The 15,480-nt window shown below is 39.6% G+C and carries 22 protein-coding genes and 5 tRNA genes; 7 read left to right on the top strand and 20 right to left on the bottom strand.

Going from position 1 to position 15,480, the window contains the following annotated elements; genetic code table 11:
* Positions 1-2: 2 nt before the first annotated feature.
* The 15 genes from DWZ47_RS02935 to DWZ47_RS02885 form a co-directional block, all read right to left on the bottom strand.
* Positions 3-452: a single-stranded DNA-binding protein gene (locus DWZ47_RS02935; protein ID WP_117512282.1), complete on the bottom strand. Its 450-nt coding sequence runs from the start codon at positions 450-452 to the stop codon at positions 3-5.
* Complete coding sequence (locus DWZ47_RS02930; protein WP_004300205.1) at positions 449-1,363, bottom strand: hypothetical protein; 915 nt, start codon at positions 1,361-1,363, stop codon at positions 449-451. The genes DWZ47_RS02935 and DWZ47_RS02930 overlap by 4 nt, the downstream gene beginning before the upstream one ends.
* A 5-nt stretch (positions 1,364-1,368) precedes the next feature.
* Complete coding sequence (locus DWZ47_RS02925; RefSeq protein ID WP_117512281.1) at positions 1,369-2,151, bottom strand: hypothetical protein; 783 nt, start codon at positions 2,149-2,151, stop codon at positions 1,369-1,371.
* Positions 2,152-2,387: 236 nt separating this feature from the next.
* Positions 2,388-2,470, bottom strand: a tRNA-OTHER gene (locus DWZ47_RS30385).
* Between the two features lie 100 nt (positions 2,471-2,570).
* Positions 2,571-2,637 (bottom strand) — tRNA-OTHER (locus DWZ47_RS30380).
* 227 nt (positions 2,638-2,864) lie between these two features.
* Positions 2,865-2,962 (bottom strand) — tRNA-OTHER (locus DWZ47_RS30375).
* 96 nt (positions 2,963-3,058) lie between these two features.
* Positions 3,059-3,129: transfer RNA gene (locus DWZ47_RS02920), tRNA-OTHER, on the bottom strand.
* 62 nt (positions 3,130-3,191) lie between these two features.
* Entirely contained in the window at positions 3,192-3,383 is a 192-nt protein-coding gene (locus DWZ47_RS02915) for a hypothetical protein (RefSeq protein ID WP_004310922.1), read from the bottom strand.
* Positions 3,380-3,637, bottom strand: a complete 258-nt coding sequence (locus DWZ47_RS02910) for a hypothetical protein (protein WP_004300201.1) — start codon at positions 3,635-3,637, stop codon at positions 3,380-3,382. The genes DWZ47_RS02915 and DWZ47_RS02910 overlap by 4 nt, the downstream gene beginning before the upstream one ends.
* Positions 3,638-3,654: 17 nt before the next feature.
* A complete protein-coding gene (locus DWZ47_RS02905) occupies positions 3,655-3,861 on the bottom strand; it encodes a hypothetical protein (protein WP_004318833.1) in 207 nt (68 codons plus the stop codon).
* 238 nt (positions 3,862-4,099) lie between these two features.
* Positions 4,100-4,309, bottom strand: coding sequence for a hypothetical protein (locus DWZ47_RS02900; RefSeq protein WP_032856102.1), 210 nt, complete (start codon positions 4,307-4,309; stop codon positions 4,100-4,102).
* Positions 4,293-4,553: a hypothetical protein gene (locus DWZ47_RS02895; RefSeq protein ID WP_032856101.1), complete on the bottom strand. Its 261-nt coding sequence runs from the start codon at positions 4,551-4,553 to the stop codon at positions 4,293-4,295. Before DWZ47_RS02895 ends, DWZ47_RS02900 begins: the two co-directional genes overlap by 17 nt.
* 27 nt (positions 4,554-4,580) lie before the next feature.
* A tRNA-OTHER gene (locus DWZ47_RS30370) sits at positions 4,581-4,714 on the bottom strand.
* A gap of 274 nt (positions 4,715-4,988) precedes the next feature.
* Positions 4,989-5,192 carry a hypothetical protein gene (locus tag DWZ47_RS02890; RefSeq protein ID WP_117512280.1) on the bottom strand — a complete coding sequence of 68 codons (204 nt, stop codon included), beginning with the start codon at positions 5,190-5,192 and terminating at the stop codon, positions 4,989-4,991.
* A gap of 18 nt (positions 5,193-5,210) precedes the next feature.
* Positions 5,211-5,519, bottom strand: coding sequence for a hypothetical protein (locus DWZ47_RS02885; RefSeq protein ID WP_024987878.1), 309 nt, complete (start codon positions 5,517-5,519; stop codon positions 5,211-5,213).
* A 166-nt stretch (positions 5,520-5,685) separates the two neighbouring features.
* Here DWZ47_RS02885 and DWZ47_RS30885 point away from each other — a divergent pair, with 166 nt between their 5' ends.
* The 5 genes from DWZ47_RS30885 (at position 5,686) to DWZ47_RS02860 (ending at position 8,697) form a co-directional block, all read left to right on the top strand.
* Positions 5,686-6,078: a helix-turn-helix domain-containing protein gene (locus DWZ47_RS30885; protein ID WP_229128451.1), complete on the top strand. Its 393-nt coding sequence runs from the start codon at positions 5,686-5,688 to the stop codon at positions 6,076-6,078.
* Positions 6,079-6,098: 20 nt separating this feature from the next.
* Entirely contained in the window at positions 6,099-6,755 is a 657-nt protein-coding gene (locus DWZ47_RS02875; RefSeq protein WP_128858678.1) for a hypothetical protein, read from the top strand.
* 144 nt (positions 6,756-6,899) lie between these two features.
* Positions 6,900-7,478 carry a hypothetical protein gene (locus DWZ47_RS02870; protein WP_117512277.1) on the top strand — a complete coding sequence of 193 codons (579 nt, stop codon included), beginning with the start codon at positions 6,900-6,902 and terminating at the stop codon, positions 7,476-7,478.
* Positions 7,479-7,481: 3 nt separating this feature from the next.
* Positions 7,482-8,288: a hypothetical protein gene (locus DWZ47_RS02865; RefSeq protein ID WP_117512276.1), complete on the top strand. Its 807-nt coding sequence runs from the start codon at positions 7,482-7,484 to the stop codon at positions 8,286-8,288.
* Positions 8,289-8,352: 64 nt separating this feature from the next.
* The gene (locus DWZ47_RS02860; RefSeq protein ID WP_117512275.1) at positions 8,353-8,697 is read left to right on the top strand and encodes a hypothetical protein; all 345 of its coding nucleotides are present in this window, start codon (positions 8,353-8,355) and stop codon (positions 8,695-8,697) included.
* On the opposite strand, the gene DWZ47_RS02855 is transcribed toward DWZ47_RS02860, so the two are convergent.
* On the bottom strand, positions 8,694-8,876 hold the full coding sequence (locus tag DWZ47_RS02855; protein WP_117512274.1) for a hypothetical protein: 183 nt from the start codon (positions 8,874-8,876) through the stop codon (positions 8,694-8,696). The genes DWZ47_RS02860 and DWZ47_RS02855 overlap by 4 nt on opposite strands.
* Positions 8,877-9,192: 316 nt before the next feature.
* On the opposite strand from DWZ47_RS02855, the gene DWZ47_RS02850 reads away from it, so the two are divergent.
* Positions 9,193-9,405: a hypothetical protein gene (locus DWZ47_RS02850; protein ID WP_004297825.1), complete on the top strand. Its 213-nt coding sequence runs from the start codon at positions 9,193-9,195 to the stop codon at positions 9,403-9,405.
* 23 nt (positions 9,406-9,428) lie between these two features.
* On the opposite strand, the gene DWZ47_RS02845 is transcribed toward DWZ47_RS02850, so the two are convergent.
* The 4 genes from DWZ47_RS02845 to gnd are packed head-to-tail and all read right to left on the bottom strand — an operon-like array spanning position 9,429 to position 14,161.
* Positions 9,429-10,379, bottom strand: coding sequence for a Dyp-type peroxidase (locus tag DWZ47_RS02845; RefSeq protein WP_061448285.1), 951 nt, complete (start codon positions 10,377-10,379; stop codon positions 9,429-9,431).
* Between the two features lie 47 nt (positions 10,380-10,426).
* Positions 10,427-11,158: a 6-phosphogluconolactonase gene (pgl, locus tag DWZ47_RS02840; protein ID WP_004297828.1), complete on the bottom strand. Its 732-nt coding sequence runs from the start codon at positions 11,156-11,158 to the stop codon at positions 10,427-10,429.
* Positions 11,155-12,651, bottom strand: coding sequence for a glucose-6-phosphate dehydrogenase (zwf, locus tag DWZ47_RS02835; protein ID WP_004310726.1), 1,497 nt, complete (start codon positions 12,649-12,651; stop codon positions 11,155-11,157). The genes pgl and zwf overlap by 4 nt, the downstream gene beginning before the upstream one ends.
* Before the next feature lie 34 nt (positions 12,652-12,685).
* Entirely contained in the window at positions 12,686-14,161 is a 1,476-nt protein-coding gene (gnd, locus tag DWZ47_RS02830) for a decarboxylating NADP(+)-dependent phosphogluconate dehydrogenase (protein ID WP_117512273.1), read from the bottom strand.
* Between the two features lie 109 nt (positions 14,162-14,270).
* Here gnd and DWZ47_RS02825 point away from each other — a divergent pair, with 109 nt between their 5' ends.
* Positions 14,271-15,440: a dicarboxylate/amino acid:cation symporter gene (locus DWZ47_RS02825; RefSeq protein WP_004297835.1), complete on the top strand. Its 1,170-nt coding sequence runs from the start codon at positions 14,271-14,273 to the stop codon at positions 15,438-15,440.
* The last annotated feature ends 40 nt before the right edge of the window (positions 15,441-15,480 follow it).

Below are 15,480 nucleotides of genomic sequence, written 5' to 3'. Positions count from 1 at the left end.
TATCAGAATGGCAAATCGTCCTTGGTCGGTGGTGGCGGTGGCGGGCACTCATTCACCGCACTTCGAGTCTGATTATTGGTGTGTTCCGGAAGAGGTGGCGGTGGTGGTACTTGTTGAGGCTTAACAGAAAGCATCTCCATATTATCAACAAAAAGTTCTGTAATATACCGTTTAATTCCTCTGCTATCATCATAACTCCGAGTTCTTATCTTTCCTTCCAGATACAACTTGTCTCCCTTATGGACATACTTCTCAACAACATCGGCAAGACCACGCCAAACAACAATATTATGCCATTCAGTTCTTTCAGGAACCTGTGTTCCATTGGCAAGGGTATAACCTTTTTCAGTGGTGGCAAAGGAGAAAGTGGCCACTTTAGAACCAGCTTCCAAAATTCTAATATCGGGGTCTTTGCCAACATGCCCGATAAGCATCAATTTGTTTAAACTCATGATTTATCCTCCCTTATTGTTACACGGATACTATCAGCTTTAGGAACTGTTTTGATATACTTAGAATATAATTCCGGATAGTCAGCCTGAAACTTTTTAGTATCAAAATTGTCACTTGTAGAAGCGGGGGTATAACTAACTCGCAATCTTCCGGCATCCCATGACTTGACACCATTCTCACGCATAGCAGTTTTCAGTTTTGCCTTATAATCTTTCTGAATCTTGGTTAGATCTGCAAGTTCTTCCTCAATCCCGATTATAGTATTTACAAGCTGCATTGGAATTAGTAACTTGTCATCATCAGGGGCAGGAACGGGAAGATTGGATAGATATTGCTCCCCCTTCTTCTCGCATTCCATTAACTTCTTGACTTCTTTATCAGACTTACGGCTAATTTCAACAAATTCATGTTTATTACCACGCAACCAAGTGCTAAACAATTTATCAACTTTGAGTAATGGATTTTGAAGTTCAAAGAAATAAGCATAGATTGACAACTGCCAACTTAAATACTCCTTATCAAGATGAAGGGTAGTTTTGATGTCAACAAGACTAATTCTACCGGCTTTCTCCCAAACACAATCTATATTCGATGCAAAGTATTCGTTATCAGAAACGGTATATTCATTGGCAAGCGCCTTATATCCGGCATTTACCCTCATTCTGATATAATTCTCTGCTTCAATACTTTCAGGAGGTAAGCCTGTTACATCAGCAAACTGGCATTGAGCATGAATAAGGCTACCCTTCTCTGCAGCTCTCTTCAATACAAAATCGGGGACATCTTTATATTTGTCAGGGAACAACTGCCGGCTAATCATACCGGTTATACCTTGCAACTGTTTTTCACCGAGCATATAAGTGTGGTTTTCCTCATTGAAAACCACACTGGATTTCACTAATTCTATCATTATTATCAATTTCTAGGAGGATACGTTTTCTGCATGTCAATAGTTATGTTTTTGAACTCCTTATTATTGTGAAGTTCGGGATGTTCAGCCCAAACTCTCTCAAGCTCTTCGCGGCTTTTAACACCAGTCATTTGTTTAATTGCACGATCTAGGTCTACACCAGTATATACTTTGCCCGAAGCGTTTGAAGCAGAAACATTGGGAGCATATACTTTTTCCTTTGTATTACCATAAGCAAAACGAACGCGGTTTTTATTGTCCACAATAACAAGTAAAATAATCTCCTTTTGCTCGTTATAACCAATCTCTTTTACACTGAATTTGGTGTATAGAGCAGGAGAACCTGTTTTGCTCTGATATATTTCATTTTTCTCAAGTGGAATCCAAATGAAAGGACCCGTATAAAGTTCACGCCCAATTCCCCAGTTAAATCCTGCACGTTTAAAGGCGTCCGAAGCCTGCCCTTTCTCTTTTTCTGTGCTAGATTCTGTCCCAACATCCTGTTTACTCACCCATTCCTTCTTTTCATTATCCCAAATGGACAACGTACAGAATAGATTCCCATTAACGACATCATGGTGCCGTTTCCAGTTCATTTCTCCGAACACTTCATCAAGTATTCTCATGTCTACTCGAGCATCCTTGTATAATAGCAAGGAGCAGCCCGAACCGTCCGGTTTCATAGTACCAACCCTACATTCAATTTCAGAAGCTAGAAGCGGTCTGATAGAATTTTTCTTCTTCTCTTCATTCTGAACCGTTGATACAGTGTTTTTTCTCGCTGTCATAATTCTAATTTAATGGTTTGACTTTTAGTTCATTACATCAGTAAAGGTAATCGTTATTGACAAGTTTAGCAAACAGAAACTTCGCCATTTTAACGCCATTTTCAGGTAGTAAAAACTGCCTGTACGATATTGTACAGGCAGAAAAATAAGAAAATGAATAATCCAATGTACCTTATGGAACGGCTACGCTTTGAAGGGTGTACGGCTCCCTGATTTATACATAATGTAAATGCTAGTGGACGGAACCGGAGTCGAACCGGTCTTACGGAATATTGGTGCACCTCACCGCAGTTTCAACCAACGATATACATATCCGCCCGATTAATTAAAAAGGTGCACTATCTTCACAGACCGTACACCCCAATCACAAACACAAAACAAAACTCATGAACTACTATAATTTAATAGGATCAAAAGGGTGAATGGCGTGGGGCTCGAACCCACATCACGCATATCTGCGTATGCTGCCAATTACACCAGCCATCCGTTTCAAGTGAACTATTCTCACGAACCATTCACTTAGAACACAAACACAAAATAAAACACGACATTAACTATTAAATAGCACTCTCACGAGCTTCTTGCTTCCGGATAGCCGTTCAAAGCACACCGGAATAGTATAGAACAATTAAAACTCAAATAACAGGGGCTTTAACCCTACAGCGTCCTTTTCGCTGGCAACATTAGTTAAACATAAAAAGAAAAATTCTCTGTGAAGGAACCCGGACTCGAACCAGGATGACAGATTACCTATGTATGACTTTCTTCAATCTATCTGCATACTTGCGTCTACCAATTCCGCCATTCCTTCAGGTCGTAGCCAGACGCTTCCGGCTACATTGATTGAATTGTTATTGATACAAACATAATTTTCCCCCTCACGGGTTACTTAACTCTGATTGAGTTGAGCCGGGAAACGGATTCGAACCGCTGACCTCATGTAGAAACATGCGCTCTAACCAACTGGGCTATCCCGGCAGATGCCCGGCGAACCGGGCTAAATAAACATGACAAATACTAAAATTAAGCAATGCAGACCTTCACAGGCTATCTTTATTTTGTTTCCTATCTTCGTAGTATCGAAAACAGATATAATTCACTGATACGACAGTCACCAATACAAAAGCAGCAATAAATTCTTTCTTGCTAACTTCAATGCTATCTACAAGATACAGTGTTGTCCATAAGGCAATGAACATCATGGCATACTGTATCACTTTAATCTTTTTCATTTCTTCCGTTTTTTAGATTTAACTTTCCTTCCCGCACATCGGCAATGAAGTAATACTTGAGCAGCATTACAATGCCACTTGCCGTTTTGGACATTAGTGGGCTTATCACTTTCAATCTTACCCGCTTCTATAAGATTCATCAATTTCTTTTCCCCACCCACATAATACGCAGACTTATCTTTTCCAAACGTTTCTGTAGAAAACAGACGGAGAATATTATCTAGCAATATTTCAGCCATTTCACCTCTGATCATCTCAACAAGCAAGATAGTTATGCAATTCTAGTTACTATAAACTGCATATTTTTTACATCTGACTTTGTTTTCCAAGCCATTCCTTCAGCTTTTTCTTTATAAAGCCGAGCATTCAATGTATTAGTTACAGACGGTTTCTGAACGATAGGAAATACTTCTATTGCACCAACATCCATACTCCGTAATACATCAATTACGTTACGTCTCTGAATATCCTTTTCCATACTGATTATTAGTTAGTTAATAGTTTTCCCCGCTCCAAGATTATTCGCTAATAAAAAAGGAACGGGGTATTTTCTTATTTTTGAAGTGTCAAATCAAAAAACAAGAAAATGAACAAATTTATTGAGATTACCGAAAACGGTAAACGCATCCTTATCAATCTAGGATGTGTTATTAAAATTGAGGACCATAGAAAACAGTGTATCCTACATTTCATTGATGGAACACCGCCATTAACAATCACTCTTGCTTATGAGAGTTTGAAGTCGATTCTTCAGGATCCCAATCATTCAATCTATGGGTAATTCGCTTAATGGGAATGCCAAAGAAAGTTATCACCTTGTAGCTTTCAAATACTTTCACGCAATCCCTGATAGGTTTCCCTCTTCCCCTATTGATGTCGCCTATCTCTCGAAAGGCGACATCTTTAATTTCAATTATTGCTTTCATATCTCTTTTTTATTGCATCCAACTTATCTGAAAATGCTTGTAAGGCATTCATTAATATCCGGAACATTCCGTATGTAAATAGAGCACTTACCGCACCGAGAACAAATGAAGCTGTTCTTTCTTCAAAATCACTCAACGTAAATGTTGTAATAAAAAAGTAACACGAAGAAACAATAGAAGCGAGTAACATAAGCACCGCCCCTAATATTATTCCAACTATTACAAACTGGAAAAACCTTGTCATAACTCTATATTCTTTAATTAAACATTGAAGCGATGGGCGGATTCGAACCGCCGACCTCTGCTTGTGGTGCTCTTCCGTTAAGCTAAGAGTATTTCTTGAGAGACTCGAACTCTCAACCATCCACCACACACAGCGCTCTAACCTGCCTGAGCTACATCACCTTTATATACATAAAGCAAATACCTCGATTTGCCGACAAACGTCTAACTGATTTAGTTTTACAACGATACGGCTTGACCATTAACCACAGCATTATATCGTTGAGAAGCCCGCCTACGTCAGTAATCCCTTTCGGCACGTGTCGGCTTCCAAAACACCATTTTACCAATATGTCAAAGAACTCTTCTCTGTTGTTCCCAGTCTCCCTTCAAGGGCAGGCTCAAAGACCGGACTGGGTGCCGGATAACCGACGGTTTGGTTTGACTTTAGTGAGGGTTATGATTTAGCAGCGGTGCAAATCAAGTTAGCTATTGTAGAAATGGATTTGACACTCTCCGCCAATTCGTAGTTTTTAGCATCTACTTTTCTCCACCAATCCTCATACATAGCTCTTTCTTTTCTTAGCTGTTCATTCTCTTTCTTCAGTTCCTCTACTTGTTCTTCAAGAATCTGCTCACGTGATTTCTTTTGTTCTTCCATGATTATTGTATAAATTGATTAATCTCCGACATAATGTGCACCGTAATGAGTACTATTTGAGTTGTAGTAAGCAGAAGCGGGAATACTGAGGTTATTGTATCCCTCATGTCTTGTAGCTTTAGCCGCTTTGTTCATTACCTCGTTTCTTTCTGATAAGAATTTATCCGTTCTTGCTTTCATGGCTTCCTGTGAGAAATTTTCTTGAAGTTTAGCAAGTCTCCAAGTAGCTTTCAGAACCTCTCCAAAAGTTTTTCCCTGCTTCTTGCCTGAATACTTATAGGTTCTATGAGCATTTCTCATTATTTCGGATAAATCAAATCGTTTCATGTCTGTCACATTTATAGAGTTTCACATTTGTTTTATCAATCAATTTTTGTATGTTTGTATGATTGATTGATTTATGATGCAAATATATTGCTATTTGACGATATTGCAAATCGAAATAACATTTTTATATCGCCATATGACAATATTTAACTTTTTAAGCAAGCTTATGGATACGTTAATAGACCGAATTAAAATGATTATTGAAGCAAAAGGATATTCCCCAAGAGCCTTTGCGATAGCAATAGGATTCAATTATTCAACTCTAAATAATTATTTAACAGGAAGAAGAAGCACAATAGATTCAGAACTCATCGAGAAAGCACTCACGTCATTTGACGACATTTCCGCAGAGTGGTTATTACGAGGCAAAGGTGACATACTCATTCAAAAAGAAGAAACAGAACCAGGAATGGACAAATTGAAAAGTATTGTATATACCATAGCCAATCTACAAGATGAGATTAACGAAAAGACAATGCTCACTCAACGTCTTTTGGAAGAAAACCAAAAATTAAAAGGTGAACTGGCTATGTTGAAGAATGAAAGAAATATTGGATAATCTAAAATTTATATACACTAATGAAAACATTATTATTTATCGTTGTATCAGCTACTATGTTATTAAGTGGATGCAAATCTAAAGAAGAAAAAGCTAATGAATTAATTAAGGACGACATGTTTAAAGTCCTATATGATTTTGCCAGCTATGAACCTATTGAAACCAATATAGACAGTGCTTTTACATCTGTATATACAGATTCAATCATTACAAGACATGCCTATTTCATTAAAATAGCTATTGAAAAAGCAGATGAATATCTAGATGAAATGAAAGACGCACGAAAAACCATGGAGATTTGGAGTGATGGCTATTCTTCATATAGTAACTCTAGATATTATGAAGCTAAAAATAAATTCAATGAAAATCTGGAAAAAGCCAAAGCATGTACTAATATGGTTACATTACATTCAGACAGTATAAAAGACAGAGCTAACTTTATAAAAAAAGAATTTTGTGGTTGGAAAGCAACACATAAATTTAGATGTAAAACTAAAGGAGGTAGCCCAGACATAGGAAATTATGAATATATATTTGATAAGGATTTCAAGGAAATTATTAATAAAGAAGATTTAGATGATAAAGATTACACTAAAATCAAAGAACTTATTAATGAAGTACTAGAAAGCAAAAAAGAAAGTGATGAAACTGATTCTAAAAACAATAATGAAATATAAGCTTAGAACTGTTGCAGGAGAAAAGAAATATTGGATATGCCATGAAAAGAATATATCATATTATAGTATTCAGAACAACATTTTAAGTATGCACCAAATTGAAACAGTAGAGCCTATTAGCTAACACTATAACTTAATTCAAATATGGCAAAAATAAAACAAGATAGAGAGCTTTTAAAAATTATAGACGACTATAAAACTTTCATTAATGCAGAAAAGAGAATTAATGCGCCAATCATTGTTTCTGAACCTAAAGGAAATCATGGCACATCTCTTTATACTAAAAAGCATCTTCATTCAGAGTTTCACTTTGGAAATACATTTATGACTTGTGAAGTACGAAATGGAGATAAAACAGATTGTTCTTTCCAGATAGTTTCGGATAAATTCAAAAAAGGAGTCGTTATCCGCTACGATAGTGGTGGAGGTACTCATAAAAACGAAGTTCCGTTTATACCTTTAGCCAAGCAAAGTGTTACAACTCCCCATTTTCACAAATATGATGATAATGGATATTTTTTAGCCTATAAAACAGACTTATTGAATAATCCCAAACAAGCTGAACATTTATTTGACATTGACTTTGGTTTTCCTTACTTTTGCCAAGAAAGTGTAATCTACACTAATGATGAGCATGAATTACCTGAAATACAAGTATTTCGAGAAGGCTATCTTCCTTTCGAAAGAGAAGACAAAGACCCACTTGAAGGAATAAATTTTTAAGAGATGGAAAAACTTATTGAATATATCATCAAATCCTACAATTCTTTATGGAAAATAAAGAAACATGGAAATACTTTTGAGATCATAACACCGATAGCAACAACAAGTAATATTTTTGTTTCCGTCTTTTTAACTCGAAGAGGAGATGATTTTATTGTTACTGATGGTGGTTGGATAGACAGTGGTATGTATGAATGTGATGCTCATTCTGATGATATATACTATTTCAAACTATTTCAGTACTATTTAGAAGATTATGAAATAGATATTTTAGAACATGCTGGCTATCATTACTATTACAAAAAAATAGAGAAAGCAGAGCTAGTACCAAATATAGTATACGACTTGTCCAGTTTCATTAACGCCGTAGTTAGTGCATCTTTTATCTCTTTTGAAGAGAAAAAGGAAAAAGAACAGATTGGTAGATTTAAAAGGAATGCCACAAATTTCATACATAACCTTGTAGATAAGGAACACTTAAAAACCAATTATTCTATACATGAAGGACTAGCAATTAAATTCAATGCTGTTGTTCTTCGAAATAATAGAATGACGCTTATTAATTACGTTACAGGTTCTAATGATACAAATTTCATATTAAGTTTAGGACGTTCTAATTTGAATTATGATGCAGTAGATGCACATGCCATCAATAGCCGCATCAATCATAAAATAACTCTAATAGATGATACTACAAAATCTATTCAATCTCCTAAAATTGCTCCTTACTTAAAGTCTATTGAAACCAAATCAGGACGTACGTATTTAAAATGGCATGAAAAATCCCATTTAAAAGAATTAGTGGAATAAATTACGCTTTATAAATAAAATATGATTCTTAAACAATGATACAAACTAGAAGTAAACACTATATATGGAACTTAAAGAATTCATAAAAGATACAGTTACTCAAATAGCAGATGCAGTAACAGAGTTAAATGGAGGAACATCAAAATTTAACCTCGTAGTAAACCCGATAGTCTCCATTGGAGGTATAAACAAAGGTACATTACATATTGGAAGGCAAGAATGTGTACTTACCAATATAGAATTTAATCTATCACTCACAACATCTGAAAACAAAGGAAGTGATGCTAAAGTTGGTGTATTTGCAAGCGTAATAGGAGTAGGAGCATCCTCTAATGAAAATGCACAAAACGAGATTGTGAGTAAAATAAAATTCTCGCTTCCAATATTGTTACCTACAAAAGAAGTTTAACTAATCGAACCGTCTTTAATGTATCTATATATTGCATCAGCAAGGTAAGCATTTGCAGGCTTAGAACCTTTTACAACATAATCGACACAACGTTCCCTGAGATCTTGGTCTTTTTGAAGTTCTCTACGAACCTTACGCTCTCTCATCCATTTTTGGATGCTTCTAAAAAACATTTTCATAAACGCACTATTTTAGTTTGACAATGCGCAAATATAACATTTAAAATAATATAAAACATGAAACTCAAAAATCTTGATAGTACATAAAACATCAAATGGTCGAATTATGGTCGAACCATAAAAAAAAGCAGGACTATATAATTGATATACAGAATATACAACTAGATTTCCAAAAATGTGTCTAGTTTAGTTTTTGTGTTAATAGCTCCCTCGTCGGCGGACGAACTAGGGAGCTATTTTTTTATTTATTACAGGAATATAATTGCACAAAATATACATATTTTCCATAACTTTGCAGCGACAAAGGATCACACAAATGGAATATAGCGTAGAAGAACTAAAAAGTGCATTAATAGAGAAATGCAAGAGTGAAGGTATCCTGTATGCAACGGTTGCAATGGACCGTCGTACTAAAGAAATGATTCTTCCTGATACTTTACAAGGAGCTCTGAAACATCCGGAATTCTTCGTATGTACCTGCAAGAAAGTAAAAGACCAATATGTAGTGGAGGAGATTACTAAAGTGTAATACTCCCCCCAGTCTTTTATTTTTTATTCGCCCAGTTCACTTAGCAAATCGTAGGAAGGAGCAAAGAAAAGTGTTCCCGTAACTGCTGTACTAAAGTCCAGTAAACGGTCGGTATTGCCTACCGGATTGCCAATAAACATACTTTCCAACATCTGCCGGGTAGTAGTGAACGTACTTGCATAGCCGATGAAGTAAGTACCATATTCTCCCTTAGACGTATTGGCGAACGGCATATTGGCACGCACTATTTTCAGGTCATCTCCAATATTAGTGACGGCATTATGCGCATTTTGAGGTTTCTCCTCGTCAGACAGTTCGACATCGTTAAACTTACGACGCCCGATCACTTTCTCCTGTTCTTCCACAGGTAAGGAGTTCCACGCAACCATATCGTGAATATACTTCTGCACAAAGACATAGCTGCCTCCTGCAAAATCAGCATCTTCCTCTCCTACAACTGCAAAATGATAGGGATTTTCATCAACCGCCGGATTCTCCGTTCCATCCACAAAGCCGATAATGGCTTTGCCATCCATATATCTGAAACCGTGAGTTTCGTCGACAGGTTCAACCACGCCTTGAAGTTTCTCATCGATGATAGATGCAAACTCAAAACATAATCCCATCTGTTTTGCACGGATATGAAACAATAAGTCGCCCGGAGTAGAAACTGCCGTATGCTTCTCGCCTTTTATCTCTTCGAAAGTTTTCAGTTCTTTGGGTTTTCCCTGTTCCGGGAAAAGACGGTTCCAGGCATCGGCTCCAAATCCCATGGTACAACTGAACATCATATCAGGAAAACGGTTACGCATACTGCGAATCAGGGCCGAGAAATTGGCACACACATCTTTTACTTTGTCAAGAGTTTCAGGCGAATCTTTTAAAGTATAAACAATAAAAATAACATTTTCGCCCTGTTTCCCCGCTACGTCTTGTGGGATATTACCACCAAATGAATGTTGATAAGGATTCATATTTTTCTTTTTTTTTCTATTAGTTTCGTCAATGAAATAGTTCTGTTCTAACTCATCTTTTTATTAGGATCTTCAATATATGCGGCAGCCCCTTTATCCATAAACAGTTCTACATTTTGCGCATGATGAGCCACATAGGCTGCGGGACCAGTGTCTCCCGAATTACAGATTTCTTCTACTACATCGGCTTTATTTTTTCCGGTAATCAGGAAAATGACATAGCGGGCATTCTGAATGGGGTATCCCGTCATTGCGATACGCTTCTGCCCGTTACGGGGATGTGCACTGACCACATAAATAGAGTTTGAAGTCAGCAAATCTTCTTGCCCGGGAAAGATCGAAGAAGTGTGTCCGTCATCTCCGGCTCCCAACAGTATAATATCGAATTCGGGCCAACCACGCTTAAACGGCACTTGCTGCCGGACTAACTCCGAATAACGAACCGCCTCTTTCGCAGGCTTTGCCTCTCCACGGATACGGAATACATTCTCATAGAGAATAGGAGTGATACCCAAAAGAAGGTTGCGCATCATTCCGTAATTACTGTCCGAATCATCGGGAGGCACACAACGTTCATCCACCCAATAAATCCGCATACGGTCCCAAGGGGTAATTTCCATATATTCATTCGCCCATAAATCGAACATCAGAGCAGGGGTATTACCACCACTAACTGCGATATTGAACACTCTGTCCGGCTCTTCATTCATGATTTCCACCAGGCGGAGTATCAATGCTCGTGAAGTTTCAATTGATGAGGGAAAAACTGATAGTTTCATAATTCACAATATTGATCTGTATTTGTCAAATTCTTACAAGGATTCGTCCAGTCAGCCCCATGTTCGTGCATCATTGCTTCACTTTCCAAAGGTCCCCACGTACCTGCGGGATAACCGTAAAGAGGCGCATCGGGGTTATCTTTCCAATAGCGGAGCACCGGATCGAAGAATTTCCATGAGGCTTCTACTGCATCACTTCGAGTAAATAAAGTCGGATCGCCCTGGATACAATCATCTATCAGACGGGCATAAGCGTCACCACTAGGCACACCGCCCAACTGTGCATAACTGAAATCCATCGTCACCTGGCGGACTTCGAAACCTGCACCGGGGACTTTCATTCCGATTTTGAGCACAATTCCTTCATTCGGTTGCAAACGAAGGATCAATTTATTAGCCCGTGGACAGTTGCCACTAGCACAATGAAACATCTGGTGAGGTGTTTCCCGGAAATGCACAACGATTTCCGTTACTTTCGTCGGCATTTGTTTACCTGTACGAATGTAGAACGGAACGCCACTCCAGCGCCAGTTACTAATGCCCAGTTTCATGGCAATATAAGTTTCCGTGCGCGAATCGGGAGCCACTCCTTTTTCTTCACGGTATCCTTTTTTACTACCGGAGGCTGTATATTGTCCGCGAACAATATGTTCATTCAAATCGATATCATTCAATGGAGTAAGAGATTCGTAGACCTTCACCACTTCATTACGGAAATTGTCTGCATTGAAAACAGCAGGCGGTTCCATAGCCGTAAGGGCCACGAGCTGTATCAGATGATTCTGCACCATATCCCGCAGCGCACCTGCCGTTTCATAGAACCCGCCTCGTTGCTCGATACCCAGATTTTCTACGGCTGTAATTTCTACGTAGTCAATATAGTTACGATTCCAGAGAGGTTCGAAGATACCGTTGGCAAAACGGAAAGCCAGTACATTCTGGGCCGTTTCCTTACCGAGAAAATGGTCGATACGGTAAATTTGATGCTCATTGAAAACAGAGGCATACGTTTTATTCAGTTCAAGTGCCGACTCGAGATCATAGCCGAAAGGTTTCTCAACGATGATGCGCGAGTGGGGAGTGTTAAGTCCGGCAGCTTTCAAATAGAGGGGCACTACTCCGTAAAGTGATGGCGGAGTGGCAAGATAGAACAGCAGATTGTCCGGATCTACCTCATTAGTCAATTCAACCAGACGTTGGCGGAGTTGCGGGTAACCTTCTTCTTTTGCCGGGTCCATCGGTAAATAGTAGAGATGGGAGACAAATGAAGCCATAAGAGCTGTGTCCTGTTCTTCAGACTTGACAAACTGTTGTAGTTCTTCTAATATATAGGAACGGTAGTTATCGTCAGAATAGACCGTACGCCCGATACCCAATATGGAAAACTCTCCGGTCAACCGTTTTTCACGGTAGAGGGAGTAAAGGGCAGGCATCAGCTTACGCTTGGTCAAATCACCTGACGCACCGAAAATTATCATTGCAAATTTATCCACTTTATTAATTTCTAAATATGAATTATAGGTTTACTCAAACATTATAGGTGCCCGATTTCGTATCTCCTCCGTGGCCTGTCCAGTTCTCGTGAAAGAACTGTCCGCGCAACTCATCCTTACGCTCAAAAGTGTGCGCACCAAAATAATCGCGTTGTGCCTGTACAAGGTTGGCGGGCAGATCGGCAGAAGTGAGCGAATAGAAATAGTTGAGGGCAGAGGAGAAAGCAGGAACGGGAAGTTCTTCTTTCATGGATTCCGCCACCAGGCTCTTCCATCCGGGAAGCAATGTCTTCATTTCTTCTTTAAAATAAGGAGCCAACAACAAGTGTTTAGGCTTGTCGGTGGCTTCGAAGGCAGCTGCAATATCGTTCAGGAATATACTGCGGATGATGCATCCCCCACGCCACATACGCGCAATGGAAGCCAGATCGAGATGCCAGCCGAAAGCGTCGGAAGCACGTTGCAACACGGCGAATCCCTGGGCATAAGAGACGAGTTTGGAAGCATAAAGAGCAGAAAAGATATTCTTTACGAGTTCCGCCTTATTATATATAGGTTGTGTATGTTGGCACTGGAATTGCTTGGAAGCCAGGTGACGCAAGTCATTCTGCGAAGAAAGGCTTCGTTCGAATACCGCCGTGGCAATTAACCCTAACGGCATACCGAGTTCCATCGCATTGATAACCGACCATTTTCCGGTTCCTTTCTGTCCGGCTGCATCCAGGATTTTATCAATGAGATAACCTCCGGATTTATCTTTATGCCGCAGAATGTTGGCGGTGATTTCGATCAGATAACTGCGAAGTTTTCCTTCGTTCCAACGGGCAAAGACATCAGCCATTTCCTCATTGGTCAGATCAAGCAATTTTTTCATCACCCAATAAGCTTCGGCGATCAGTTGCATATCACCATATTCGATACCGTTGTGAATCATCTTCACAAAATGACCGGAGCCGGCAGGACCCACCCATTGACAACAAGGAGTGCCGTCCGGTGCTTTTGCCGCAATACTTTGAAGAATCGGTTTCACTTCCGGCCATGCTTTTTCCGAACCACCGGGCATGATAGAAGCTCCATTCAAGGCTCCCTCTTCACCACCGGACACACCGCTACCGACGAAAAGAAATCCCTTTGATTCCGCCAGTTGGACACGACGGTTCGTATCTTCGTAATTAGAATTACCGCCATCAATAAGGATATCTCCCGGTGAAAGCAACGGGAAAAGCTGATCCATCAGTTCGTCAACCGGACTTCCGGCACGAACCATCATCATAATCTTACGGGGAATAGCTATCGAATCTACAAATGCCTTTATATCTGTGAATCCTTCGATGTTTTTACCTTTTGCACGACCATTCAGGAAGCGTTCTACCACCCCCTCCTCTACTCCGGGAACAGTACGGTTATAAACCGACACGTGCCATCCCTTACTCTCCATGTTTAAAGCAAGATTCTCGCCCATCACAGCCAAGCCGATAAGTCCGATATCTGTTTTATTCTGATTTGCCATAACTTGTATATTTTGAATATTCTTTATCTTAGTAACATTTGAAATGCACATTTGTTCGCAATATTTTAGATTTAAATATTATTTTTGTGGTCTATAAATAAAATCAAGGATGAAGAAGATCAAAATCGGTTTGTTGGCGCGCATCGTTATCGCCATCATTTTGGGTATTGCCATCGGCACAGTTTTCCCGGCTCCGCTAGTGCGAATATTTGTTACGTTCAATGGCATTTTCAGTGAGTTTCTCAATTTCTCTATCCCATTGATTATCGTCGGACTGGTTACTGTGGCTATTGCCGACATCGGAAAAGGCGCAGGAAAAATGCTACTCGTGACAGCTTTGATCGCCTACTTCGCTACTCTTTTTTCAGGCTTTCTCTCCTACTTCACAGGAGTCACAGTATTTCCTTCGCTCATCGAACCGGGTGCACCACTTGAAGAAGTAAGCGAAGCGCAGGGAATCCTCCCCTACTTCTCCGTCTCCATTCCGCCACTGATGAACGTAATGACAGCTCTGGTTTTAGCTTTCACACTGGGGTTAGGACTGGCGTCACTCAACAGCGACGCATTGAAAAATGTGGCACGTGATTTTCAGGAAATTATCGTACGAATGATAAGTGCCGTCATTCTGCCGTTGCTACCGCTTTATATCTTCGGCATATTCCTCAACATGACACATTCGGGGCAAGTATATTCTATCCTAATGGTGTTTATTAAAATTATCGGAGTCATCTTCGTTCTTCATATTTTTCTGTTGGTTTTTCAGTATTCCATTGCGGCATTGTTTGTGCATAGAAATCCATTCAAATTGCTTAGCAAAATGCTGCCCGCTTACTTCACGGCATTGGGTACACAATCATCTGCAGCCACCATTCCCGTGACACTGGAACAGACCAAAAAGAACGGAGTATCTGCTGAAGTAGCCGGATTTGTGATTCCGCTATGTGCCACCATCCATCTATCGGGCAGTACACTGAAAATTGTAGCCTGCGCACTGGCATTGATGATGATGCAGGGAATGCCGTTCGACTTCCCCCTGTTTGCCGGGTTTATCTTTATGCTGGGTATCACTATGGTAGCTGCTCCGGGAGTCCCGGGTGGAGCAATCATGGCTTCCCTGGGGATTCTACAATCCATGCTCGGTTTCGACGAATCGGCACAAGCTTTGATGATTGCGCTTTACATCGCCATGGATAGTTTCGGTACTGCCTGCAATGTGACGGGAGACGGAGCTATCGCTTTGATTATCGACAAAATAATGGGAAAAAACCGTGCTGAATGACTGTGCTGAAAAATAATTGGAAAGTCACTTGGCTGGGTCA

It is taken from the genome of Bacteroides sp. AF32-8BH (assembly GCF_003435205.1).
GTDB lineage: Bacteria > Bacteroidota > Bacteroidia > Bacteroidales > Bacteroidaceae > Bacteroides > Bacteroides ovatus.
The sequence above is the reverse complement of the archived record's forward strand: the minus strand, read 5'-3'. Positions and strand labels throughout refer to the sequence as shown.

What these genes read in the sequence shown, in the direction of transcription:
- DWZ47_RS02935 (WP_117512282.1), bottom strand. Translation starts at nt 452, where the DNA reads ATGAGTTTAAACAAATTGATGCTTATCGGGCATGTTGGCAAAGACCCC.
- DWZ47_RS02930 (WP_004300205.1), bottom strand. Translation starts at nt 1,363, where the DNA reads ATGATAGAATTAGTGAAATCCAGTGTGGTTTTCAATGAGGAAAACCAC.
- DWZ47_RS02925 (WP_117512281.1), bottom strand. Translation starts at nt 2,151, where the DNA reads ATGACAGCGAGAAAAAACACTGTATCAACGGTTCAGAATGAAGAGAAG.
- DWZ47_RS02915 (WP_004310922.1), bottom strand. Translation starts at nt 3,383, where the DNA reads ATGAAAAAGATTAAAGTGATACAGTATGCCATGATGTTCATTGCCTTA.
- DWZ47_RS02910 (WP_004300201.1), bottom strand. Translation starts at nt 3,637, where the DNA reads ATGATCAGAGGTGAAATGGCTGAAATATTGCTAGATAATATTCTCCGT.
- DWZ47_RS02905 (WP_004318833.1), bottom strand. Translation starts at nt 3,861, where the DNA reads ATGGAAAAGGATATTCAGAGACGTAACGTAATTGATGTATTACGGAGT.
- DWZ47_RS02900 (WP_032856102.1), bottom strand. Translation starts at nt 4,309, where the DNA reads ATGAAAGCAATAATTGAAATTAAAGATGTCGCCTTTCGAGAGATAGGC.
- DWZ47_RS02895 (WP_032856101.1), bottom strand. Translation starts at nt 4,553, where the DNA reads ATGACAAGGTTTTTCCAGTTTGTAATAGTTGGAATAATATTAGGGGCG.
- DWZ47_RS02890 (WP_117512280.1), bottom strand. Translation starts at nt 5,192, where the DNA reads ATGGAAGAACAAAAGAAATCACGTGAGCAGATTCTTGAAGAACAAGTA.
- DWZ47_RS02885 (WP_024987878.1), bottom strand. Translation starts at nt 5,519, where the DNA reads ATGAAACGATTTGATTTATCCGAAATAATGAGAAATGCTCATAGAACC.
- DWZ47_RS30885 (WP_229128451.1), top strand. Translation starts at nt 5,686, where the DNA reads ATGGATACGTTAATAGACCGAATTAAAATGATTATTGAAGCAAAAGGA.
- DWZ47_RS02875 (WP_128858678.1), top strand. Translation starts at nt 6,099, where the DNA reads ATGAAAACATTATTATTTATCGTTGTATCAGCTACTATGTTATTAAGT.
- DWZ47_RS02870 (WP_117512277.1), top strand. Translation starts at nt 6,900, where the DNA reads ATGGCAAAAATAAAACAAGATAGAGAGCTTTTAAAAATTATAGACGAC.
- DWZ47_RS02865 (WP_117512276.1), top strand. Translation starts at nt 7,482, where the DNA reads ATGGAAAAACTTATTGAATATATCATCAAATCCTACAATTCTTTATGG.
- DWZ47_RS02860 (WP_117512275.1), top strand. Translation starts at nt 8,353, where the DNA reads ATGGAACTTAAAGAATTCATAAAAGATACAGTTACTCAAATAGCAGAT.
- DWZ47_RS02855 (WP_117512274.1), bottom strand. Translation starts at nt 8,876, where the DNA reads ATGAAAATGTTTTTTAGAAGCATCCAAAAATGGATGAGAGAGCGTAAG.
- DWZ47_RS02850 (WP_004297825.1), top strand. Translation starts at nt 9,193, where the DNA reads ATGGAATATAGCGTAGAAGAACTAAAAAGTGCATTAATAGAGAAATGC.
- DWZ47_RS02845 (WP_061448285.1), bottom strand. Translation starts at nt 10,379, where the DNA reads ATGAATCCTTATCAACATTCATTTGGTGGTAATATCCCACAAGACGTA.
- pgl (WP_004297828.1), bottom strand. Translation starts at nt 11,158, where the DNA reads ATGAAACTATCAGTTTTTCCCTCATCAATTGAAACTTCACGAGCATTG.
- gnd (WP_117512273.1), bottom strand. Translation starts at nt 14,161, where the DNA reads ATGGCAAATCAGAATAAAACAGATATCGGACTTATCGGCTTGGCTGTG.
- DWZ47_RS02825 (WP_004297835.1), top strand. Translation starts at nt 14,271, where the DNA reads ATGAAGAAGATCAAAATCGGTTTGTTGGCGCGCATCGTTATCGCCATC.